At 45.6% G+C, this 24,056-nt stretch carries 23 protein-coding genes and 2 other annotated features; of the genes, 19 read left to right on the top strand and 4 right to left on the bottom strand.

The window, feature by feature from the left end:
• Positions 1-36 precede the first annotated feature (36 nt).
• Positions 37-585: a VOC family protein gene (locus HNY42_RS12160; RefSeq protein ID WP_131502705.1), complete on the bottom strand. Its 549-nt coding sequence runs from the start codon at positions 583-585 to the stop codon at positions 37-39.
• Between the two features lie 87 nt (positions 586-672).
• Between HNY42_RS12160 and HNY42_RS12155 the strand changes: the two genes are divergently transcribed.
• The 14 genes from HNY42_RS12155 (at position 673) to HNY42_RS12090 (ending at position 15,347) form a co-directional block, all read left to right on the top strand.
• Entirely contained in the window at positions 673-2,928 is a 2,256-nt protein-coding gene (locus tag HNY42_RS12155) for an SF1B family DNA helicase RecD2 (protein ID WP_255508349.1), read from the top strand.
• Positions 2,929-2,970: 42 nt separating this feature from the next.
• Positions 2,971-3,188 (top strand) — a binding site (T-box leader).
• Positions 3,189-3,248: 60 nt separating this feature from the next.
• Positions 3,249-5,891: an alanine--tRNA ligase gene (alaS, locus tag HNY42_RS12150; protein WP_131502703.1), complete on the top strand. Its 2,643-nt coding sequence runs from the start codon at positions 3,249-3,251 to the stop codon at positions 5,889-5,891.
• A 34-nt stretch (positions 5,892-5,925) separates the two neighbouring features.
• Positions 5,926-6,195, top strand: a complete 270-nt coding sequence (locus HNY42_RS12145; protein ID WP_026827846.1) for an IreB family regulatory phosphoprotein — start codon at positions 5,926-5,928, stop codon at positions 6,193-6,195.
• Entirely contained in the window at positions 6,192-6,614 is a 423-nt protein-coding gene (gene ruvX, locus HNY42_RS12140) for a Holliday junction resolvase RuvX (protein WP_026827847.1), read from the top strand. Before HNY42_RS12145 ends, ruvX begins: the two co-directional genes overlap by 4 nt.
• 12 nt (positions 6,615-6,626) lie before the next feature.
• Entirely contained in the window at positions 6,627-6,914 is a 288-nt protein-coding gene (locus HNY42_RS12135) for a DUF1292 domain-containing protein (RefSeq protein ID WP_012370940.1), read from the top strand.
• Positions 6,901-7,194: a DUF1292 domain-containing protein gene (locus HNY42_RS12130; RefSeq protein ID WP_026827849.1), complete on the top strand. Its 294-nt coding sequence runs from the start codon at positions 6,901-6,903 to the stop codon at positions 7,192-7,194. The genes HNY42_RS12135 and HNY42_RS12130 overlap by 14 nt, the downstream gene beginning before the upstream one ends.
• Positions 7,195-7,275: 81 nt before the next feature.
• On the top strand, positions 7,276-8,424 hold the full coding sequence (mltG, locus tag HNY42_RS12125) for an endolytic transglycosylase MltG (protein ID WP_188004549.1): 1,149 nt from the start codon (positions 7,276-7,278) through the stop codon (positions 8,422-8,424).
• A 72-nt stretch (positions 8,425-8,496) separates the two neighbouring features.
• On the top strand, positions 8,497-9,138 hold the full coding sequence (locus HNY42_RS12120; protein ID WP_188004548.1) for an O-methyltransferase: 642 nt from the start codon (positions 8,497-8,499) through the stop codon (positions 9,136-9,138).
• Between the two features lie 20 nt (positions 9,139-9,158).
• Positions 9,159-9,806 (top strand): uridine kinase, encoded by a 648-nt coding sequence (udk, locus tag HNY42_RS12115; protein WP_012370936.1) that lies wholly within the window; start codon positions 9,159-9,161, stop codon positions 9,804-9,806.
• A gap of 56 nt (positions 9,807-9,862) precedes the next feature.
• Positions 9,863-10,336 (top strand): transcription elongation factor GreA, encoded by a 474-nt coding sequence (gene greA / locus HNY42_RS12110; RefSeq protein ID WP_012370935.1) that lies wholly within the window; start codon positions 9,863-9,865, stop codon positions 10,334-10,336.
• A gap of 58 nt (positions 10,337-10,394) precedes the next feature.
• On the top strand, positions 10,395-11,099 hold the full coding sequence (mtnN, locus tag HNY42_RS12105) for a 5'-methylthioadenosine/S-adenosylhomocysteine nucleosidase (protein ID WP_131502701.1): 705 nt from the start codon (positions 10,395-10,397) through the stop codon (positions 11,097-11,099).
• Between the two features lie 111 nt (positions 11,100-11,210).
• On the top strand, positions 11,211-12,155 hold the full coding sequence (locus HNY42_RS12100) for a beta-ketoacyl-ACP synthase III (protein WP_131502700.1): 945 nt from the start codon (positions 11,211-11,213) through the stop codon (positions 12,153-12,155).
• Position 12,156: 1 nt separating this feature from the next.
• Positions 12,157-13,395 carry a beta-ketoacyl-ACP synthase II gene (gene fabF, locus HNY42_RS12095; RefSeq protein ID WP_131972451.1) on the top strand — a complete coding sequence of 413 codons (1,239 nt, stop codon included), beginning with the start codon at positions 12,157-12,159 and terminating at the stop codon, positions 13,393-13,395.
• A gap of 305 nt (positions 13,396-13,700) precedes the next feature.
• Entirely contained in the window at positions 13,701-15,347 is a 1,647-nt protein-coding gene (locus tag HNY42_RS12090; protein ID WP_114595359.1) for a peptide ABC transporter substrate-binding protein, read from the top strand.
• A 111-nt stretch (positions 15,348-15,458) separates the two neighbouring features.
• Here HNY42_RS12090 and trpS read toward each other — a convergent pair whose 3' ends face one another.
• Together trpS and HNY42_RS12080 are read right to left on the bottom strand one after the other, a co-directional pair.
• A complete protein-coding gene (gene trpS / locus HNY42_RS12085; RefSeq protein ID WP_131972452.1) occupies positions 15,459-16,460 on the bottom strand; it encodes a tryptophan--tRNA ligase in 1,002 nt (333 codons plus the stop codon).
• A 52-nt stretch (positions 16,461-16,512) separates the two neighbouring features.
• Positions 16,513-16,717, bottom strand: a binding site (T-box leader).
• 56 nt (positions 16,718-16,773) lie between these two features.
• Complete coding sequence (locus HNY42_RS12080; protein WP_131502697.1) at positions 16,774-17,154, bottom strand: DUF3899 domain-containing protein; 381 nt, start codon at positions 17,152-17,154, stop codon at positions 16,774-16,776.
• Between the two features lie 270 nt (positions 17,155-17,424).
• Here HNY42_RS12080 and HNY42_RS12075 point away from each other — a divergent pair, with 270 nt between their 5' ends.
• The 5 genes from HNY42_RS12075 (at position 17,425) to HNY42_RS12055 (ending at position 23,391) form a co-directional block, all read left to right on the top strand.
• On the top strand, positions 17,425-19,041 hold the full coding sequence (locus HNY42_RS12075) for a peptide ABC transporter substrate-binding protein (RefSeq protein ID WP_131502696.1): 1,617 nt from the start codon (positions 17,425-17,427) through the stop codon (positions 19,039-19,041).
• Positions 19,042-19,379: 338 nt separating this feature from the next.
• The gene (gene opp3b / locus HNY42_RS12070; protein ID WP_188004547.1) at positions 19,380-20,306 is read left to right on the top strand and encodes an oligopeptide ABC transporter permease; all 927 of its coding nucleotides are present in this window, start codon (positions 19,380-19,382) and stop codon (positions 20,304-20,306) included.
• Positions 20,306-21,337, top strand: coding sequence for an oligopeptide ABC transporter permease (gene opp3C / locus HNY42_RS12065; protein WP_114595364.1), 1,032 nt, complete (start codon positions 20,306-20,308; stop codon positions 21,335-21,337). The genes opp3b and opp3C overlap by 1 nt, the downstream gene beginning before the upstream one ends.
• Before the next feature lie 27 nt (positions 21,338-21,364).
• Positions 21,365-22,438, top strand: a complete 1,074-nt coding sequence (locus HNY42_RS12060; RefSeq protein ID WP_026827862.1) for an ABC transporter ATP-binding protein — start codon at positions 21,365-21,367, stop codon at positions 22,436-22,438.
• Complete coding sequence (locus HNY42_RS12055) at positions 22,438-23,391, top strand: ABC transporter ATP-binding protein (protein WP_147510738.1); 954 nt, start codon at positions 22,438-22,440, stop codon at positions 23,389-23,391. The genes HNY42_RS12060 and HNY42_RS12055 overlap by 1 nt, the downstream gene beginning before the upstream one ends.
• A 46-nt stretch (positions 23,392-23,437) precedes the next feature.
• Here the strand turns inward: HNY42_RS12055 and HNY42_RS12050 are convergent, their stop codons facing one another.
• Positions 23,438-23,974 (bottom strand): HD domain-containing protein, encoded by a 537-nt coding sequence (locus tag HNY42_RS12050; protein ID WP_188005448.1) that lies wholly within the window; start codon positions 23,972-23,974, stop codon positions 23,438-23,440.
• Between the last annotated feature and the right edge of the window lie 82 nt (positions 23,975-24,056).

The raw sequence follows: 24,056 nt of genomic DNA, 5'->3' as shown, positions 1-24,056 counted from the left end.
ACCGATGAACATCCCGGTTTCGCAACGCTTTTTTCATTAATGTCCGACTTCACGTACGATTCGTAACGGTGGACCGGAAAAGTCTTCATACGCTTCGTCCATGTTTTTCGTATACAGTTCGATGACATTTTGTTCCGTATCTTTAAAGTAAGCGGAGTACTCCTTATCATTCGATGTCTCCTGTTCATCCCATTCACGAATTTTGACATCAATTGAAGCAGTACGCAACAGATCAAGGGCTTCTTTGAATTCATTTTTCTCGACATAAAAGGCGCAATGGACATGGACTCCGCCTTCATCGTACAAGCTGTCCCACTCTGTGACAGGAAGGTGTTTGACTGTCCGTTCTTCCATTGTAAAGTCACGTTTGAGCCAAAGGCCGAGACGGGTGTTTCCGCCAATGTACAACCACGTTGCCCAAACGCCGTCCTGCTTTTCCTGTTCATGACTCGGCTCGGCATCTTCCGGTGCCCACTGTTCAACAATCGGAATACCAAGCGTCCCGTTCCAAAAGGCAACAGCCCGTTCCATATCTTCCACTTCCAGCACTAATTCACACAATCCGGCAACTGGCAATCGTCCCATGATTTGTTCCTCCATTCAATTATTGATTCAAGAAATGTTTCCCTCATTTAAAATCCCTTAAACGAATGCTATGATTGGAACAGCGTAATGGAGTTCAGACAGAAAGCAGGTGGAGTGATGGAGCACCCCCATCAAGTAGTCGGCCGCATTAAACGTGTGCTTTTTTCCTCCGAAGAAGAAGCCCATTCCATCGTTTTGATGGCAATTAAAGAAAAGAACTTTGAATTAAAAGAAACAGAACTCGTCGTCACAGGAACCGGTGTCGGAATCGAACTCGGCGGAACGTATCAAGCATTCGGACGATTGATTGATCATCCGCGATTCGGTAAACAACTAAAAGCAGAGTTGATCCGCCGGTCGGTTCCGATGACGAAACACGCAGCCGTCCGTTTTTTGACGAACGGTTCGTTTACCGGCATTGGTCCGAAAACAGCGAAAAACATCGTCGATGCTCTTGGTGAAGATGCAATCGATATCATCTTAAAAGACAGCAAGGCACTTGACCGTGTCCCTGGACTGAAACAAAAACAGGCCGATGTCATCTTCAGCCGACTCGCAACCCTATACGGTGTTGATCAATTGATGCTTTTTTTAGCCCCGTTTGATGTTACTCCGAAACTCGCGGCGAAGATTTATGCGGCATATGAAGGAGACGCGATGGCGAGAATTCGGGAAAATCCTTATTCTTTAATGTACGAAGTCAGTGGCATCGGTTTTAAGACAGCTGATCAAATCGCCTCGCATCTGGGGCTTATCGGCTTGCATCCGGAACGGGTCGCAGCCTCCATCATGCATATACTCGAACAGGAGGCGGGAGAGGGGCATGCGTTTGCAACCGTCGAATCACTGTTGCAACGGGCACCCCGTCTACTCGGAGAAGATCCCGGCGACCGTCTCGAACAAGCCATCGAACTGTTGTTGAACGAAGATAAGGTCAAACTCGAAGAAGGCTGTTTGTATTTGCCGACGATTTTTTATGCGGAAGTCCGGGCGGCAAAGGAACTGGCCCGTGTCATGGCGAACGGAGCGGAGCAGGAAGTTGATGTCGCGACGATTTTGTCGGCCATCGGTCAGCTCGAAGAACGGTTCGGGATGGAATATGCAGTCCAACAACGGGAAGCCATCGAACTGGCGGTCAAAGCGCCGTTGATGGTCTTGACGGGTGGACCGGGTACCGGGAAGACGACCGTCATTAAAGGGATTTTGCACGCGCTGCAGGAAATTCATGATTGGCCGCTTGAAAAAAGTCAGGTCAAGTCGGGTGAGGTCTATCCCTATGTCCTTGTTGCTCCAACCGGACGAGCGGCAAAACGCTTGTCGGAAGCGACGGATGTTCCGGCGATGACCATCCATCGTTTGTTAAAATATGACGGGTCAAATTTTCAATTGGACGAAGACCAACCGATCTCGGGCAAGGTTTTGATCATTGATGAATCATCGATGATAGATATCTACCTGTTATCGAGTTTGTTACGAGCGGTACCGAATGGCATGAAGATTTTATTTGTCGGCGATCGTGATCAACTGCCGTCGGTCGGACCGGGACAAGTCCTGGCCGACTTAATGGACACAGACGGAATTCCGGTCGTTCGGCTCAATGTCGTTCACCGGCAAGCCGAGGATTCCTCGATTCTTCGGCTGGCTCACGATTTGAAAAACCGGGTCACGTCAGCTGACTTGCTTGCTCCGTTATCTGACCGGCGATTTTATTCGCTCGCCCCGCAAGAGTCGTTACGCGGTATCGCCGCCTTCGCGGAAAAAGCACTGGCGAAAGGCTATTCGAAGTTTGACGTCCAAATCCTGGCGCCGACGTATCGTGGACAGGTAGGAATCGATGAACTGAACATCGTCCTGCAACAGGTCTATAATCCGGAAGCGCCCAAAAAACGGGAAGTCAAACAAGGGACACGAATTTACCGGAGTGGAGATAAAATTCTTCAGCTCGTCAATAATGCGGAAGAAAATGTCTATAACGGGGATATCGGCGAAATCGTCAACATCTTTTTTGCAAAGGAAAATGTCGACAAGGTGGATAAAATCATTGCCCGGTTCGATCAGACAGAAGTCGAATACAACCGGAGTGAGTGGGATCAATTCACGCATGCGTATGCGATTACGATTCATAAAGCACAAGGGTCGGAGTTTCCGATTGTCCTGATGCCGGTCTTTTTCACCGGAGCCTTTAAACATTCCCGTAATCTCATCTATACGGCCGTCACACGGGCAAAAGCCAGTTTGTTGTTGTTCGGAGATCCCCGTGCCTTTTATAAAGCTTCCCAAGAGGAAGAACCACGCCGGCGGACCCGGCTGATTGAACGGCTCGGCGGTATGACAAAGACTTGACTGAATGCACCAGATAGGTAATAATCACGGTAGATGAATGGACGCAAAACGTTGATGGAAGATAAGTAAGTCGTAATCTTCATGACCAGAGAGAGATGGATCTGCTGCAACCATCTTCATGACGATTCGATTGAAGCTCCTTCCGGAGTCGAGTGCAAACACTTGCGGGTAATCTCCGTTAACGGATTTTTCGAGGTAAAGAGAGCACATGTCTTTACGAACGAGGGTGGTACCACGAAAGCGATGCTTTCGTCCCTTTTCAGGGATGAATGTATCGTTTTTTTGCGTTCAGGACAAATTAATCAATGGGGGTATTTTCGATGAAACCATTAAAACCGTTGACGGGTGCACAAATCCGTCAGATGTATCTCGACTTTTTCCAGTCTAAAGGACATGCAATCGAACCAAGCGCATCGCTCGTTCCAATCGAGGATCCAACATTACTGTGGATCAACTCGGGTGTCGCTACGTTAAAAAAATATTTTGATGGACGAGTCATTCCGCAAAATCCGCGGATTGTCAACGCGCAGAAATCGATCCGGACGAACGATATCGAAAATGTCGGAAAAACAGCACGTCACCATACATTCTTTGAAATGCTTGGAAACTTTTCTGTCGGCGACTACTTCCGTGAAGATGCAATCAAATGGGGCTGGGAACTCTTGACGAGTGACGAGTGGTACGGACTTGATCCGGACCGTCTTTCCGTGACGATTCATCCGGAAGACGACGCAGCACGTCAAATCTGGCTTGAACTCGGTGTGCCGGCTGAACGTATCATTCCGCTGGAAGATAACTTCTGGGAAATTGGTGAGGGTCCTTCAGGTCCGAACACAGAGATTTTCTTCGACCGCGGACCGGCTTTCGGCGACGATCCGAACGATTCTGAATTGTATCCGGGCGGCGAAAACGAACGGTATCTCGAAATCTGGAACATCGTGTTCAGTCAATATAATCATGATGGACACGGCAATTACACAGAATTACCGCGTAAAAACATCGATACCGGGATGGGTCTTGAGCGGATGGCGAGCGTCATGCAAGATGTGCCGACGAACTTTGACACGGACTTGTTCATGCCGATCATCCATAAGACAGAAGAACTCAGCGGTAAACTTTACCGTGAAGACACAAAACTGGATGTCGCGTTCAAAGTCATTGCTGATCACATCCGGACGGTTGCCTTTGCAATCGGAGACGGTGCGTTGCCTTCGAACGAAGGACGCGGTTATGTCTTACGCCGCCTGCTTCGTCGTGCTGTCCGTTATGCAAAAATGCTCGGAATCGAACGTCCGTTCATGTACGAGCTCGTTGATACAGTCGGTAGCGTCATGGTCGATTTCTATCCACAAGTTCCAGAAAAAGCAGATTTCATCAAACGTGTCATTAAAAACGAAGAAGAACGATTCCACGAGACGTTACATGATGGTCTTGCCATCTTAAACACCGTGGCACAAGCAGCGAAGAGTAACGGTGAACACGTCATCAGCGGAGAAGATGCCTTCCGTTTGTATGATACGTATGGTTTCCCGCTCGAATTGACGGTTGAATATGCGGAAGATCATCAGATGTCTGTCGATGAAGAAGGATTTAAACGGGCAATGGATGAGCAACGGAAGCGTGCTCGTGCTGCCCGTGAAGACGGCGGTTCGATGCAACAACAATCAGAAGTGTTAGCAACGTTGACTGTTCCGAGCCAGTTCATCGGTTATACGGACCTTGAGACGGATGCTAAAATCATTGCTTTGTTGCATGATGGAGAACGAGTGACAGAAGTCGCTGCCGGCGAAGAAGCACAATTGTTGCTTGATATTACACCGTTTTATGCAGAAAGCGGTGGAGAAGTGGCGGACACAGGAACCATTACAGGTCCTGATTTCGTCCTTGATGTCAAAGATGTTCAAAAAGCACCGAACGGTCAAAACCTGCATACCGTTATTGTTCGGACGGGGATTGCTTTGGCAGATGCGACAGTTCATGCAACAGTCGAAGCGTCGTCACGTCAAGCCATCACAAAGAACCATACTGCAACCCACCTGTTGCACAAAGCATTAAAAGATACACTCGGGACACACGTCAACCAAGCCGGTTCACTCGTTTCGGCAGATCGTCTCCGGTTTGACTTCTCGCACTTCGGAGCAGTCACGGCTGAAGAATTGACAACTATCGAACAGGATGTCAACCAAGCAATCTGGGCATCACTTGCAGTCGACATTGAAGAGATGAACATTGCTGATGCGAAAGCAAAAGGTGCAATGGCTCTGTTTGGTGAAAAATACGGTGAGACGGTTCGTGTCGTTTCGGCTGGAACATATTCCATCGAATTATGCGGTGGAATCCATGTTCGAAACACGGCAGAAATCGGTCTGTTCAAGATTGTTTCCGAATCAGGAATCGGAGCTGGAACACGACGGATTGAAGCAGTCACAGGCGCTGGAGCATATCATGTGATGAACGGTCACCTGCAGACACTCGAGCAGGCAGCACGCGTACTGAAAACGAAGACGACTGAAGTACCGGGACGGATTGAAGCACTTCAAGTCCAGCTCCGCGAAACGGAACGTGCACACGAATCCCTACAAGCAAAACTGGCAAACATTGAAGCAGCATCATTGAAAGAGGATGTCGAGCAAATCAATGGAGTCCAAGTCCTTGCGAAGCAAGTCGACGTCTCGGATATGGATGCGCTTCGCGGTATGATGGATGAATTGAAGTCGAGTCTCGGTTCGGCAATCATCGTCCTCGGCAGCGCGCAGGGAGACAAAGTCAACCTCGTTGCAAGTGTCTCGAAAGACTTGATTGATCAAGGATACCATGCCGGTAAACTGATCAAGGAAGTAGCGACGCGTTGCGGCGGTGGCGGTGGCGGCCGCCCGGACATGGCACAGGCTGGCGGAAAAGATCCTGCAAAATTAAACGAAGCTCTTGCGTTTACTTCACATTACGTGCAATCACTGGCATAATAGAGAAGTAGTGTAAATGAAAGAGGTGATTAACGTGAGTCAGATGGATCAAACGATGAAATTTAATTTTCCAGAAGACGATAGCCAGGCGGCAACACGCGAAGTATTGCTGACGGTCTATCATGCTTTAGAAGAAAAAGGCTATCATCCGATCAACCAAATCGTCGGATATCTACTTTCCGGTGATCCTGCTTACATTCCTCGTCATAACGATGCACGTAATATGATCCGAAAGATTGAGCGTGATGAACTACTGGAAGAACTCGTGAAATCTTATCTATCGGAGAGTGGAGACAAAAAATGAAGCGTGCCATCGGACTTGATGTCGGTTCGAAGACGATCGGTGTTGCGGTGAGTGATTTGATGGGCTGGACAGCACAAGGCATCGAGACCATCAAATGGACAGAACCTGAATATCCGGTCGCCTTCAAGCGACTCGAGGCAATTATTAAGGAATACGGTGTCGAAATCATCGTCATCGGACATCCGAAAAACATGAATGGATCAATTGGTCCCAGAGCTGAGGCGAGTGAAGCGTTCGCGCGTGAAATCGAGACGCAGACAGGCCTTTCGACCGTTCTTGTCGACGAGAGATTGACGACGATGCAGGCAGAACGTATGCTGATCGATGCCGATGTCAGTCGAAAAAAACGGAAACAAGTCATCGATAAGATGGCAGCAGTCATGATCCTACAATCTTATTTGGATCGGGCAAATCGATAAGGAGGAAATGAGATGTCTGAAGAAAAACGGCAGTATCTCTTTCCTGATGAAGACGGTGGCGAACATCTTTTCGAAGAATGGTACCGTTATGTCAGTGAGCGAACCGGCAAGACCTATCTATTTCTCGAAATGATTGGTCATCCGGAAGAGGGCGCAGATGATTTGATCATTTGTGAAATCGACGAGTTTGGCGAAGGCGAAGATGATTTTGAATTGAGCCTGATTGATGAAAACGATGAGCAGACTTGGGATGAACTTGAGGCTGCATTAAAGGAGCGGATGAATGATGCAACAGAATGAACCTACACATTACGTAATTCCCGATGGAGAAGGTAATGAATTTAAATTTGCCGAGCGTTTACGGTATGAAAGCCCGCGCTCAAGCAAAACGTATATTTTCCTTGAGCCAGTCGGAGCGGATTATGATGAAGCAGAAGAAGTCGATATCTTTGTTTATGAGTTAGAAGAATATGGTGATGGTGATGATGACTTCAACCTAGTTCCGATCGCAGAAGACGATGCAGAAACTTGGGATGAAATTGAAGAAGTCTTTAATACATTAGAAGACGAGCTTGACTAAACCGACTCGTGTATAAGGTGGTGTCGTCAGAGCAGCAGCTCTTTCGATATCACCTTGTTTTAAGAGAAGAAGGAGGAACCGATGGAGAATGAATGGAAGAAAAATGCTGAAATCGAACAGAAACGTCGCCGGACATCGCGCCGGATTACGTTAATCATCCTTTCAGTATTATTCACGATTTTCTTAGTAGCAGGAGCAGCCATCTACATCTTTTTAAAGAGTTCACTCGAGCCGGTCAACGAAGAGGCGACGAAGTCCGTCAAAGTCGAAATTCCCTTAGGCGCCGGAACAAGTACGATTTCAAGCATTCTCAAGGAAAAAGATTTAATCGCGAACGAAACGATTTTCCGCTATTATGTCCGCTATAAGAATGAATCGTCATTCCAAGCCGGGACATACACATTGACGCAAGCGATGGCACCGGATGAAATCATCAATGAGTTAAAGACCGGAACGATCATGAAAGCAGCAGATGTTAAAATTACGATCCCTGAAGGAATCACGATGGATCGTCAAATTGCCATCATTGCGAAAGCAACCGGTTTTAAAGCTGACTCGATCCGAAAATCATTGACGGATGAGGCGTATATCAAGACATTAATTGACAAGTATCCGATGTTAACGGATGAAGTGACGAAGCAGGGAGTCCTTTATTCACTCGAAGGATACCTCTTCCCGGCGACATACGAATTCGACAAAGGAAAAAGTATCAATCAAATTGCCGAAACGATGTTAGATGAGACGGAAAAGATTTATGATGAGAACACCGATGCGATTAAGAAATCAGGCATGACCTTCCATGAAGTGTTGAGTCTCGGATCGATGGTCGAACGGGAAGCCGCAACACCAGACGATCGTCGTGAGATTGCCGGTGTCTTTACGAATCGCCTCAACGACGGGATGAAACTCCAATCGGATCCAACGGTCTGGTACGGTACAGGAGAGAATACAGCACTGACGACATTGAAGGATCTTGAGAACAATTCGAAATACAATACGTACAAGTATGAAGGTATTCCGATTGGTCCGATTTCAACGGTCAGTAAAGATTCAATTCTTGCCGTCCTTAATCCGAAAAAGACGAAATATGTTTATTTCTTTGCCCGACCACCAAGTGATAAAAATCCACGGGGGCAAATTCTTTATGAGGAAACCTATGAGGAACATCAACGAAATGTTGTGAAGTATAAACCGGAATGGGTCGAATACGAAGCAAGTAAAGAGCAATGAACAGGGGGTTGATCGGGAACGGTATGTTCGTTCCCGGTCAACCTGTTTATGCGCAGAAGGAGTGAATTCCGAATGAATGATTTTACAGCGTATGTCGAAGGGATGATTCGACCGCGTGATCCCTTGTTACAGGAAATGGAAGCATACGCGAAAGAGCGCCATATTCCAATCATTGAACTGACGGGATCGGAAGTTTTGTTATCGTTGTTGACGTTACAACAACCGAAACGAATTCTTGAACTTGGAACAGCGATTGGTTACAGTGCGATTCGGATGGCTCGTGCCTTACCGGATGCCCGGATCACGACAGTAGAACGAAATGCGAAACGATACGCCGAAGCCAAGATGTTCATTGAACGATCAGACGTCGCGGACCGGATTGACATCGTTTTTGCTGATGCAGTAGAATTAGCCGAAACCCTTGAACAGAAGTTCGATGCCGTATTCATCGACGCAGCGAAAGGACAGTATAAAAAATTCTTTAACGGTTATGGGCGATTGGTGCCAATAGGCGGAGTTTTATATACGGATAACCTGTTTTTGCACGGAGATGTCCTTGAGACAGATCCGAAGACCTTTGACCGGAGAAGGCGGCGCCTTGTCCGTCTGGTTAAAGAATTCACGGCATGGATGATGGAGCAAGATCAATATGATACGACGATTTTCCCACTTGGAGACGGTGTGTCCGTCAGTCGGAAAGTAAAGTCGGAATGAATGATGGAGGTAAGAATTCAATGCAAAAACCGGTTGTAATTGGTGTGGCTGGAGGAACAGGTTCAGGAAAGACGACGGTCGCACGGTCACTTGTCGACGCGTTCCCGAGTGAATCCATCGTCATGATCGAGCAGGATGCTTACTATAAGGATCAAAGTGAATTATCGATGGAAGAGCGTTATCAAACGAACTATGATCACCCGTTTGCCTTTGATAACGATTTGCTGATTGAACACATTAAGGCACTGCGAGAAAATCAGGCGGTTGAAAAACCGGTCTATGATTACGTTGCGCACACACGGGCAACGGAGACGATTCCGCTTGATCCACGTGACGTCATCATCGTCGAAGGTATTTTAGCGCTTGAAGATGAACGTTTACGGGAATTGATGGATATTAAAGTCTTCGTGGATACAGATGCCGATGTTCGGATTCTGCGCCGGATGCAACGTGATATGAATGAACGGGGACGTTCGATTGATTCTGTCGTCGAGCAGTATACGAAAGTCGTCCGTCCGATGCATCTTCAGTTTTGTGAACCAACAAAACGATATGCCGACATCATTGTTCCCGAAGGTGGCGAAAACCACGTGGCAATCGATTTACTCGTCACGAAGATCCGGGCGATTCTCGATTATCGGTCTTCACTTGATCAAAGAGGATATTGATTCCAAAAAAGATGTGAATATACTATACTAGTGGAATAAAAAGGAGCGTGACAAAAATGGCAGAAAAACAGTATTACATGACGCTTGAAGGTAAAGCGAATGTTGAAAACGAATTAAACGAACTGAAGTCAGTCCGCCGTAAAGAAGTTGTCGAAAACATTAAGATTGCCCGTTCATTTGGTGACTTGTCGGAAAACGCGGAATATGATTCAGCGAAAGAAGAACAAGCAATGGTCGAAGGCCGGATTGCTCAATTGGAAGAGATGTTACGCAACGTCGCCATCATCTCGGAAGATGAGAAGGATATCTCGGTTGTTGGTATCGGGACAACAGTTACATTCTTGATCCTTGAAGACAATGAAGAAGAAACGTATACGATTGTTGGTAGTGCAGAAGCCGATCCGTTCACTGGGAAAATCTCGAACGAATCACCAATCGCTAAAAGTCTGTTCGGTCACAGCGTCGGTGAGCAAGTATCCGTTCAAGCACCCGGCGGAGATTTCGCTGTAAAAATTACATCAATCAAGTAAATAAGAACGGACAGCAGCCGGAGCAATCCGGTTTTCTGTTTGAACGGGGGGAAAAGACATGCCAATCGCAATCATCGGAGCGATGGAAGAAGAAGTAAACTTACTTCGAAATGAATTATCGGAACGAAAAGATACCGTCATTGCCAATTATCATTTTTATGAAGGATTGTTGAACAGTGTCCCGGTCGTCATCTTAAAATCCGGTATCGGAAAAGTAAATGCCGCAATCGGAACGACATTACTGCTTGATCATTTCAAGCCAAGTGCCGTAATCAATACCGGTTCAGCCGGCGGATTCAGAGCCGGTTTAAAAGTCGGTGATGTCGTTGTTTCGACGGAAGTCCGTCATCACGACGTCGACGTGACAGCGTTCGGTTACGAGTATGGTCAAGTACCGGGAATGCCGGCTGCCTATACAGCTGATCCAAAACTGATTGCAACAGCGGAAGCTGTCATTGAACGAATGGATGCGATTCGGGTCGTCCATGGTTTGATCGTGACAGGTGATTCGTTCATCCATGATACGGAGCGTTCAAATCTCATTAAAACGAACTTCCCGGATGTCGCGGCAGTTGAGATGGAAGCGGCACCGATTGCACAAGTTTGCCATCAGTTCGATGTTCCGTTCGTCGTGACACGTTCGATTTCTGACAGTGCCGATGAAGAAGCATCTCTGTCATTTGATGAATTCTTGGAGATTGCTTCGATTAATTCAGCGAAGATGGTCATGGAAGTCGTCCGCACATTAGCTGATTCAGAGTAATCTGGATTACGTGAAAGAAGGTCTCTCAACGGGAGACCTTCTTTTCTCTTTGACAAAATGTGTTTAACGCTTTATATTAGTACCAGATACTAATTTCAAAGGAGCAATCATATGAATATCGGAATTGTAGGACTCGGTACATCATTACCCGAACATCGGATGACAAATGATGATTTAGCAGCGACACTCGATACGAGTGATGAATGGATTCGGACACGTACAGGAATCGGCGCGCGACGGATTGCAGATGATGCAGTCGATGTCACTGATTTAGCGACGGAAGCAGCGGAAAAAGCATTAGCGGATGCTAACTTGACAGCAGACGACATCGGATTGATTGTTGTCGGAACGGCAACCGGACGTGCTTTCCCGTCAACTGCCTGTATCGTTCAGGAGCGGATCGGCGCACTCGGTGCGACAGCTTTTGATATCAGCGCAGCCTGTAGCGGATTCATTTTTGCCCTACAGACGGCTTCGAGTATGATGACGGCAACGGAATCGAAGCATGCACTGGTCATTGGTGCAGAGAAGATGTCCAGCATCGTTGACTGGTCAGACCGGTCGACAGCCATCTTGTTTGGTGATGGCGCTGGAGCGGTTGTCCTCGGTCCAACCGAGCAGCAAGGATTGAATGCCTTTGAACTTGGCACGGATGGCCGCGGAGCACATCTGTTATTTAAAAACCTGGATGGTCCGATTGAAATGAACGGTCGGGAAGTCTTTAAGTTCGCAGTCCGCAAGTTACCGGACATCGTGGAAAAAGTCATTCAAAAAGCGGACGGAACACTGGCCGAACTTGATTTACTGATTCCGCATCAAGCGAATTTACGGATTATTGATGCAGCACGTGAACGGCTTGGAATTGAAGAAGCGAAAGTGATCGTGACGATTGACGAACATGCGAATACATCTGCTGCGTCAATACCACTTGCACTAGAAGAGGCACGGCGACAAGGAAGATTGTCACCGGGGACGACACTTGTCCTCGCCGGATTCGGCGCAGGTTTGACATGGGGGGCAGCTTACATTACTTGGACTAAAGGGGAGAACACATAAAATGATGAGAAAACGTGTAGTAGTAACAGGTATGGGCGCACTGACGCCAATCGGTAATGATGTCGATACATTCTGGAATGCGTTAAAAGCCGGTGAAAACGGGATTCGTCCGATGGAACGTCTTGATATCGATGAGTATCCGACGAAAGTAACAGGAGAATTACAGAATTTTGATGTCACGGAATTCATCGAAGCAAAGGAAGCCCGGAAAATGGACCGTTTTGTTCATTATTCGCTCGTCGCAAGTATGGAAGCCGTCAAAAATGCTGAACTGGATGTTAAAGCCAATGCTGAACGTATCGGCGTCTGGATCGGATCAGGAATCGGCGGCGTCGAGACGATTGAAAAACAGGCGAAAATCTATTTTGAACGGGGACATCGTCGTGTCAGTCCATTCTTCATTCCAATGATGATTCCAAACATGGCAAGTGGCCAAGTTTCGATTTATACAGGAGCAAAAGGACCGAATAACTGTTCCGTCACTGCATGTGCTTCCGGTACAAACGCGATTGGTGAAGCGTTACGCGTCATTGAACGCGGCGACGCGGACGTCATGATTGCCGGTGGAGCAGAAGCACCGATTACCAATCTTGCTTTTGCTGGTTTTTGTGCCAATAAAGCGATGTCGACGAACCATGATCCAAACACGGCAAGCCGTCCGTTTGATGAAGGCCGTGACGGATTTGTCATGGGAGAGGGTGCCGGAATCCTGGTACTTGAAGAGTATGAACATGCGATTGCCCGCGGTGCCAAAATCTATGCAGAAGTCAGCGGATACGGATTAACAGCCGATGCTTACCATATCACAGCACCAGATCCAGACGGCGACGGCGGAGCGCGCGCAATGGCGATGGCGATTCAAGATGCAGGTATTGAACCGGCCGCCGTTCAATATATTAATGCTCATGGAACAAGTACGCCGATGAATGATGTACTTGAAACGAAAGCGATCCATACCGTATTTGGAAATCATGCTGAAAAATTAGCCATCAACTCGACGAAGTCGATGATTGGTCATTTACTAGGCGGTGCCGGTGGAGTAGAAGCCATCGCGACAATTAAATCGTTGCAAGAACAAATCGTTCACCCGACGATTCATTTGGAACAACCGAGTGAAGGGTGTGATCTTGATTACGTGCGCGAGGGAAGCCGGTCATGGGATGTGGAGTATGCTCTCAGCAACTCGCTTGGGTTCGGTGGTCATAATGCTTCACTCGTCTTTAAACGCTATCACGCGTAATATCGCATAGGAATAGAATAAGGAAAAGCGATTTAACGGTTCGGATGACCGTTAAATCGCTTTTTTTGAATAAAGAAATTTAGCTTTATTTTATAAAAAGTCACACAAAAAACTAAAAATTCCACTTATTTTCAAATTGTTTTGAAAAAATATTTAGAAAAATCGGATAAAAGGTTTGCAAAATTATCAGAACATTGTAAACTATTTGTAACGAGAGGTTTTGGTCGAATAAAAGTAACGACTTTTTTTTTCGCTCAAAAACCTTAGATTACTAGCTTTGGAAATTTTAGGGGGGTCATCGTATCATGAAAAAGAAAAGTTTTGCACTGGCTACATCTGTAGCCCTCGTTTCAAGCGCGTTCCTTGCAGCTTGTTCGACGACTGATTCAAATGACACATCATCGGGCGACAAAAGTTCAGACAAAAAATCAAGTGAGCAAACGCTAAACTTGATCGAAAGTGCTGATATTCCGACGCTTAACCCAACAACTTCTACGGATGCCGTGTCGTTCAACGTCTTGAACAACACGATGGAAGGTCTTTATCGTTTAGATGACAAGCAACAGCCGACACCAGGTATTGCTGAAAGTCACACAGTTTCTGACGATAAATTGACGTACACATTCAAGCTACGTGATGCTAAATGGTCGGACGGTACACCAATCACAGCAAAAGACTTCGAATATGCTTGGAAAGAAGTCTTGAACCCGGAAAATGCTTCGCAATACGCGTATGTCTTCTACAACATCGAAGGTGCTGAAGAATACAACACGAAAAAAGGCGAGCGTGATGCGGTTGGCGTCAAAGCAGTTGACGACAAGACATTCGAAGTCAAATTGAAAGCACCAGCGGATTACTTCCTTGGTTTAACTGGATTCGGTCCATTCATGCCGAAATCGGAAGAACTTTCGAAAAAAATCGGTAAGGACTTCGGTTCGACAGCAGATAAATCACTTTACAACGGACCATTCAAGTTAACAGAATGGACACGTGAACAAGGCTGGAAAATGGTCAAAAACGACAACTATTGGGATAAAGATAGCGTCAAGTTGAACACAATCAACGTCAAGGTCGTTAAAGAAACTTCAACAGCAGTTAACCTTTACGAAAAAGGCGATATCGACCGTGCTGGTCTCTCTTCAGAATTCGTTGCTCAGTATCAAGATAATGACGAGTTCAAAACAAAGGGTGAATCTACAATCTTCTACCTTTACTTGAACACGAAAGTCAAAGCATTAAACAACGAAAAAATCCGTCGCGCAATCGACATGGGTTACAATAAAAAAGGAATCACGGACGTCATCTTGGCGAACGGATCACTTCCTGCAAACTATCTCGTACCAAAAGATTTCGCGAAAGATGCTGACGGAAAAGACTTCCGTGAAAAGTACCCGACATTCAACGAGTACAATGCAGACGAAGCGAAAAAACTATGGGAAGAGGGCTTAAAAGAAATCGGTCAAAAATCGGTTGAACTTGAGCTTCTTAACTACGATAGTGATGACGCGAAGAAAATCGGTGAGTTCTTGAAAGGTGAGCTTGAGAAGAACCTTCCAGGCATGAAAGTCACAATCAAGCAACAACCGTTCAAAAACAAACTTGATCTCGAAAACAAAGGCGACTTTGAGTTCTCATTCGCCGGCTGGGGTCCTGACTACCAAGATCCAATGACGTTCCTCGATCTCTTCTTGACTGACGGACCATACAACCGTGGTAAGTGGTCAGATAAAGAGTACGATAAACTCATCAACGATGCAAAAACACAAACGGATGCTACAAAACGTTGGTCAGAGCTTCAAGAAGCAGAGAAAATCCTTCTTGATTCTGCAGCCATCTCGCCTGTTTATCAGCGTGGACGTGCATTCATGGTTAAACCATACGTTAAAGGGATTGTCGAACATAACTTCGGCGCAGATTTCTCGTACAAATGGGCTTCAATCGAAGGTAAATAAGTATAAAAAGCGTTCCCTTAACTGGGAGCGCTTTTTTTGTTGCGCAAATAAAAAAACCTTTCTTCTAAAAAAATAAGAAGAAAGGCAAGAATCGTTGAAAGACACCTAAAATTATTTCTTTACTTTTGCGCGTTTCCGTTGGAGTCCCATCGCTTTTTCGACTTTCGCCAATTTACGTGAAGCAACCAGATCTGCTTTGTCGCGACCATTGTCAAGAATCAAATCGAGTTCTTCTGAATCAATTAAGTCGTAATAACGTTGCTGGATCGGTTCTAGTTCAGCAACGATGACTTCTGCGACATCTGATTTAAATACACCATAGTTCAATCCATCATACTTTGCTTCCAAGTCTTTGATTGAAATACCAGCCAGCAATGAATAAATTTCGAGCAAGTTTGAGACGCCCGGTTTGTTTTCCCGGTCAAATCGAACGATCCCCTCGGAATCCGTTACGGCAGACTTGATTTTTTTGCGAATCACGTCCGGAGCGTCGAGCATCGAAATATAGCCTTTTGGATTTGTATCCGTTTTTGACATCTTTTTATCGGGAGACGTCAAGCTCATGATACGGGCACCCGTTTCGGCGATGACCGGCTCCGGCATTTTAAATGTTTCGTAATAGCGGCTGTTAAAACGTTGCGCTAAGTCACGTGTCAACTCGATATGTTGTTTTTGATCGTCGCCGACTGGAACAAGCTCTGCATCATATAAGAGAATATCGGCTGCCATCAAGGTTGGATAAACAAATAATCCAGCACCAATCCGGTCTTTGCCTTGCGACTTATCTTTATATTGTGTCATACGTTCCAGTTCACCCATACCGGACAGACATGTCAGCATCCACCCGAGCTGAGCGTGCGCTTTAACTTCCGACTGGACGAAGATTGTTGATTTTTCAGGATTGAGTCCGCTTGCGATATAAAGTGCAGCAAGCGCCCGTGTATTGTTCATAAGTTCAATCCGGTCAATTTCGACCGTGATGGAATGTAAGTCGACGATACAGTAATATGCATCGTGTTCGTCCTGCAGATTAACAAAGTGTTTCATCGCGCCAATGTAGTTACCAAGCGTCACCGTACCCGTTGGCTTAATGCCTGAAAAAATCGTTTTCATGAGAATCCCTCCAAAAAATGAAATAAAAAAGATGACACATCCCTTGAATCATTCAAGGGACGAGTCATCGCGTTGCCACCCAAGTTGCTAGAAAACTAGCCGCTCATTTGCTGTAACGGGCAGACCCGTCTGATTCTACATCATTTCGAATCAGCCACTCCGAAGTCCATTCCATCTGCGCCGACTGTCCATTTCCACCATCCATGGACTCTCTATAAGTGGTTATCAGATGTACTACTCTCCATCACTGTGTTCTCGTATAACGTTATCTCCACTTTAGCACATGTTTCTTCTAATCGTCATCAAAATTCCGTCAAATGAACGATAAGAGTAAAGAGACGACGATACAAATAAAACCACTCGAGAGATAAGGAACCGTCCGGTTAGAAGCCCGCTTTTGTTTTGCTTCTAAAAGTTCACTTTCTTCATCCTCGTCCTCGTAATAATCCCCATCGACTTCCCGTAACTTCGCTTCCCGTTGCTTTTTAAAGCCTGCAGTGATGCCTTTAAAAAATCCATTGGCAGACATATTGGAGAAGAATCCGATAGCAAGTAACAGGAAGCCGGCAATGAACAAGCCGCCTGACAAGTGATAAACAAATGAATGGGTAGCGTCGGTGGCGACGGCCCAAATCGTGTAGACAGTTGTTAAAATCAAAGCAATCAGAAGCGGGCGTAATAGTTTAGCAGACATGATGAACCTCCTACGGCAAGATGATGATTTCATTATACGCAAAGTCAAGGATTGTTACGACTCTGTACTATTCAGGACGTATAAAATAGCAAATAGTGTGACTATTCACTTGACGATATTGTTATTCTCACATAAAATCAATTTATCACTTCGTTTAAGTTTTTGAAACTAGGTCAATGCGTTTTGGGGAACGTTGAGGCAGTTTCGACGAGATGTCCAAAAATCGTTTATATTAAGCGGTTTTGAAAATGAAAAGGAGATGACTCACCGATGAATAAAAAAACAGTCGGTCTCGCGTTATCAGTTATGCTTGCAGGAAGCGTTGTACTTGCAGGTTGTTCAACAACAGGTGACGGAGATAAAGATGCAGGTTCTTCTAAAGGCAAAAAAGTTTTACGATTAACGGATACTTCTGATATTACGACGGTCGATCCGGCACAAGCAACAGATGCAGTTGCGTTCAACATGATCGGAAACACGATGGAAGGTCTTTACCGGTTAGACAAAGACGGGAAAGCGATTCCGGCACTTGCTGAAAAAACAGATATCTCAAGTGATAACCTCACATATACGTTTACGCTTCGTGATTCTAAATGGTCAGATGGTACACCAGTCAAAGCACAGGATTTTGAATTTGCATGGAAACGTGCCGTCGATCCAAAAACAGCTTCCGGTTATGCATACATCTTTGATACGGTCAAAAATGGTGCTGATGTCTCACAAGGAAAAAAACCAGTCGACGAGCTAGGTGTCAAAGCGATTGACGACAAGACACTTGAAGTTAAACTCGAACGTCCGGCACCATACTTCCTTTCACTCACATCATTCGGAACTTATACGCCAATCAGCGAAGATTTCTATAACAAAAACAAAAAAGACTTCTCGCTTAAACCGGATAAACTTCTTTACAACGGTCCTTTCGTTTGGACATCTTGGAAAACGGATTCAAAACGTATTCTGACGAAAAACGAAAACTATTGGGATAAAGATGCCGTTAAACTCGATGAGGTCTCGATCAGTGTCGTTAAAGATAACTCTACCGTTGTAAACCTGTATGATACGGACGAAATCGATTATGCCGGCCTCACGTCAGAGCAAGTTGCGACATATGAATCAAAACCTGAATTCAAGACCGCACTCCGTTCATCGATTGCTTACTTGAAGTTCAACAATGAAGACGCCACAATGAAAAACGTCAATGCGCGTAAAGCGATCGCACGGGCAATCGATCCAAAAGGGATCACGGATACGTTACTTGCGAACGGTTCGATTCCGACTACAAGCTTCATTCCGAAAGAATTCATCAAAGATGACGCAGGTAAAGACTATACAAGCGACATCAATTGGTTCGACCGGGATGCGAAAGAAGCAGCTGATCTTTGGAAAAAAGCAAACGGTGATAAGAAAGCAACGATTGAACTCTTGTCATTCGATAGCGAAGACGCGAAGAAAATCAGTGAATACATGAAGGGACAGATTGAGAAAAACCTTCCGAATGTCACTGTTGCGATCAAACAACAACCGTTCAAAAATAAACTGGATTTAGAAGCAAAAGGCGATTACCAAATGTCTTATGCGCTTTGGGGTCCGGACTATCAAGATCCAATGTCGAACTTATCGATCTTTGAATCGACAAACAGTCAAAATGACGTCAAATACAAATCGTCTGCCTACGATAAATTGTTGAACGCTGCCAACGAAGAATCAGATGTCGCAAAACGTCTTGATCTCTTTAAACAAGCAGAGTCACAATTGATCGAAAAAGACCAAGCGATCGCACCGATTTATCAAGCGGGTGCTGCATTCCTGAGTCGTCCGACGGTCAAAGACTTTAACCGTCAAGTTTTTGGTGCTGACTTCCAGTACAAATATGTTGATGTGAAGTAATTGAAAATGGGAGCGTCCTTGAGAACGTTTTCAAGGAACGCTCCTGTTTTATACGATTTTTTCTGAATGGAAACTCATTTTGTTAGCAGAAATGTGAAATTTTCGTAAAAAATAGGTTCTAATTACTTTGTTAGCAAAGTATAATGGAATCAAACGAAAAATTCTGAAATATTGGTTAACTGTGAAAAAACAGCGGCCAGGGGGGCGTCAATCAGTCCAAAATAAAAAAGAATTTTAATTTTTACGACAAAATTCTTGAATGTTCCGACAATTTTGGGTCATACTGATTTTATTGATGTTTCGAAAAAAACAGAAAATCTTTATAGGGGGTGCCATCTATGGGCCGTTATTTAGCTCAACGCCTTGTTTACGGCGTACTGACGTTTTTACTCATCGCTTCGTTCACTTTCTTCCTAATGGATCTGTTACCAGGTTCACCGTTCCAAAACCAGGAGAAACTTTCTCCTGAACAGTTAGATATCCTGCGGGATAAGTACAACTTGAATGATCCGCTTCCACAACGCTATGCAGCGTACATGGTCAACTTAGTTCAAGGAGACCTCGGTGTATCATTTAAATATGACAGCCGTCCAGTAACAGATTTGATTATGGAACGAATTGGACCATCCGCTCAATTAGGTATTCAAGCCCTTATTCTCGGTGTAGTTCTTGGTCTTGTCCTCGGTGTTGTCGCGGCTCTTCGCCACAATACAGCAGTTGATTACGGTGCGATGTTCATTTCGGTACTAGGGATTTCCGTGCCATCATTCGTATTTGCGTCACTTCTTCAATATTATATCGGAGTGAAATGGGGCGTATTGCCAGTAGCCTTCTGGGAAAGTCCAGCACATACGATTCTTCCGACCGTTTCCTTATCGCTTGGAGTAACAGCCTCAATTGCCCGTTTCGTTCGAACGGAGATGCTTGAAGTCACCGGTCAGGATTACGTGACACTTGCTAAAGCAAAAGGCCTAGACGGTCAATCGATCACTTGGAAACACATGGTGCGTAACGCCTTGATTCCAGCCATCACGATTCTTGGACCAATGACAGCAGCCTTGATTACAGGAACATTCGTTATTGAAAAAATCTTTGCCGTACCGGGTCTTGGTGAATTGTTCGTTTCGTCCATCACACAAAATGACTATACGGTTATCATGGGGACAACGCTGTTCTTCTCGGCAGTCTTTATCTTTATGATCTTGCTCGTCGATATTCTGTACGGTGTCGTCGATCCACGGATTCGTTTGGGGGGTAGCAAATAATGGCAGAACAAAATTCAAACGCAAAAGCAGAACAGTTCGACTCATCACTGTTCCAACCAGTAGAATTTAATGAACAAGCGGGTGAGCGGATTGCCGGAAAAAGCTTAAACTTCTGGCAGGATGCCTGGACACGCCTTCGTAAAAACAAAGCGGCAATCCTGTCGCTCGTCATCATCGTCATCATCGCACTGTTATCACTCTTCGGACCGATGTTGTCCGGTAGAGATGCTTATACCCAAACGATTACTCAAGCTAAACTACCGCCAAAAATTACAGGTCTTGAGTGGGCTGGTTTTGACGGAATGGCAACACTTGGTGAAAAGCCAATCGATTTTTATGAAACGAAACAAGTCAAAGATACATTTTGGTTTGGTACGGACCATCTCGGTCGTGACTTATGGTCACGTGTCTGGGAAGGAACACGAATTTCACTCTTCATCGGTCTTGTCGCAGCAATCATTGATGTTCTAGTCGGTGTCACGTATGGCGGAATTTCTGCTTACTACGGTGGACGCGTCGATAATATCATGCAACGGATTGCGGAAATCCTGACAGGGATTCCGAACTTGATTTTAATCATCTTGTTCATCTTGATTCTTGAACCCGGAATCACGACCATCATCCTCGCGATGACGATCACCGGCTGGATTGGGATGAGTCGACTCGTCCGCGGACAGATCCTGAAACTTAAGAACCAGGAATTCGTTCTTGCAGCACGCACACTTGGTGCTTCTAGCGCACGTTTAGTATTCAAGCATTTGATTCCAAATACACTCGGTACAATCATCATTTCATTGATGTTCACGATTCCAGGTGCAATCTTCTTCGAGGCTTTCCTAAGCTTCATCGGTCTTGGTCTTGCTCCACCACAACCATCACTGGGTACATTGATCAATGAAGGGTACAAAGAATTAAAAACATTCCCTTACTTGCTCGTCATCCCATCGACAATCCTCGTACTTGTCATGATCAGCTTTAACATGCTAGCCGATGGATTACGTGATGCGTTCGACCCACGTCTGCGTCGCTAACGGAAATAAGAGAGGAGTTCATCCACAATGGAAACTATTTTATCAGTACGCGACCTGACTGTCGCTTTCCATACGTATGCTGGGACGGTTCAAGCCGTCCGCGGCGTATCGTTTGATTTAAAGAAAGGCGAAACACTTGCCATCGTTGGTGAATCCGGCTCAGGTAAATCGGTTACATCAAAAGCTATCATGCGTTTGATTCCGAATCCTCCCGGTGAAATCACAAAAGGTGAAATCATGTTTGACGGCCGTGATCTGGTCAAACTCTCTGATAAAGAGATGCAAAAAGTACGTGGTCGTGATATCGCGATGATCTTCCAGGATCCGATGACATCATTAAATCCGACGATGACCATCTTCAAACAGATTGCCGAAGGTTTGAAACGCCACCAGGGATTGACAGGCGATGCAGCTAAAAAACGGACGTTAGAATTACTGACACTCGTCGGAATTCCGAACCCGGAAGCACGTCTGAAACAATATCCGCACCAACTATCAGGCGGGATGCGTCAACGGATTGTTATCGCGATTGCACTGGCTTGTAATCCTAAAGTCTTGATTGCCGATGAGCCGACGACAGCACTCGATGTTACGATTCAGGCACAGATTCTTGAGTTGTTAAAAGACATCCAGCAAAAAACAGGTACAGCTATCATCTTCATTACACACGATCTTGGTGTCGTAGCGAACATGGCAGACCGTGTAGCGGTTATGTATGCTGGGAAGTTGATTGAAAAAGGAACGGTCGATGAAATTTTCTATGAGCCACGTCACCCTTACACATGGGGACTGCTTGGATCAATGCCACGACCGTCTGACGATCGTTCGCAAGACTTACCGGCAATTCCTGGAACACCACCGAACTTATTGCACCCACCAGTCGGTGATGCATTTGCACCACGTAATCAGTACGCAATGAAAATTGATTTCGAGAAAGAACCTCCGTTCTTCCCGATCACAGATACTCATGAAGCGGCAACTTGGTTATTACATCCACAAGCACCGTATGTAGAGCCACCGGTAGCCATCCGCGATCTTGCGCTGAAATATCGTCCAGATAGCACATTCGCGAAATCGCTTCTGAAAGGCGGTCTAAAGTAATGGAGAATCGTAATAAACTACTTGAAGTAAAAAACTTAAAACAACACTTTAATATCGGACGAGGACGCGTCGTCAAAGCCGTCGACGGCTTGTCATTCGATATTTATGAAGGTGAAGTACTTGGTCTTGTTGGTGAGTCCGGTTGCGGAAAATCGACGACTGGGCGTTCAATCATCGGTCTTTACGATGCGACAGACGGTGAAGTTCTCTTCAAAGGTGAAAATGTGCATAATAAAAAGTCTCGCAAAGAAAAACTGAAATTCAACCGGTCGATGCAAATGATTTTCCAAGATCCATATGCATCATTAAATCCACGGATGACAGTCGGAGACATCATTGCTGAAGGAATCGATATTCACGGTCTCGCCAAGTCGAAAGACGAGCGGAACAACCGGGTATACGATCTTCTGGAAACAGTTGGTTTGACGAAAGAACACGCAAGCCGTTATCCGCACGAATTCTCTGGCGGACAACGTCAGCGGATCGGGATTGCCCGTGCCTTGGCTGTTGAGCCGGATTTCATCATCGCCGATGAGCCGATTTCTGCGCTTGACGTATCGATTCAGGCACAGGTCGTCAACTTGATGAAACAACTGCAACGTGACCGCAGCCTGACGTACTTGTTCATTGCCCACGATTTATCAATGGTTAAGTACATTTCTGACCGGATTGGTGTTATGTATCAAGGTCACCTTGTTGAATTATGTGATGCGGATCGTCTGTATGAGAATCCTGTCCATGCCTATACAAAATCGCTGTTATCTGCGATTCCACTTCCAGACCCGGAGCACGAGCGGACACGGAAACGGATTATTTATGATCGGCCGACAGGCGGAGCGGTTGGAAAATCGAATGAAGATTCGAGCATTCCACCGTTACGTGAAATCGAGCCGGGTCATTACGTCTCGATGACGGATGCCGAGCTTGAAGCATATCAAGCCCAACTGGTATAACGTCACATGAAAAGGCATTCCTGAATGAATTCGGGAATGCCTTTTTTTAATTTTCGGAAGCAATGCGGGGAAGGTTGTTGAAACGGTGGACAACCGAGTCAAGAGCATGCAGACGGCTGACGGCTTCTTCGAATGGAATTTTCTCATAATGATGAAGACCACCTGGTTGTTCTTCTAACGTATCTGCTTCATGAACCAATTGCTGCAACGGAGTACGATTGATTGTACCTGGTGGTAAATAAGAATCCGTATGCAACAGGACAGCAAGAGCAATTTCTTTTGCTCGTTCAGGTTCCTCACCAAGACGGATCAGTAGTTTGTGTGCCCGTTCTGCGCCTTTGATGGCGTGAATATCATTTTGACGGTAGAGATCATAATTCCATGTGCCGTCTGTATACCATTCATAATGACCGATATCATGAAGCAGGGCAGCCTTCGTTGCTGTATCTGCATCCAGACCACGCTGGGTAGCGAGTCTCAACGCCTGTTCTGCTACAGAAATGGCATGATTCAAGCCAGACCGTTCTAAATATTTTTGAGCGATTGGGTGTTCGATGATCGTAACAAGAGTGACTGACATAATGAAATAACTCCTTCCACGAGTAAGTATTTCTATAAACTTTACGTGATGTTGCAAGCAATTGCAACTGTTTACTTTGAGATAA

The sequence above is a fragment of the Exiguobacterium sp. Helios genome (assembly GCF_014524545.1).
Taxonomy (GTDB): domain Bacteria; phylum Bacillota; class Bacilli; order Exiguobacteriales; family Exiguobacteriaceae; genus Exiguobacterium_A.
This window is presented reverse-complemented; position numbering and strand designations above follow the sequence as displayed.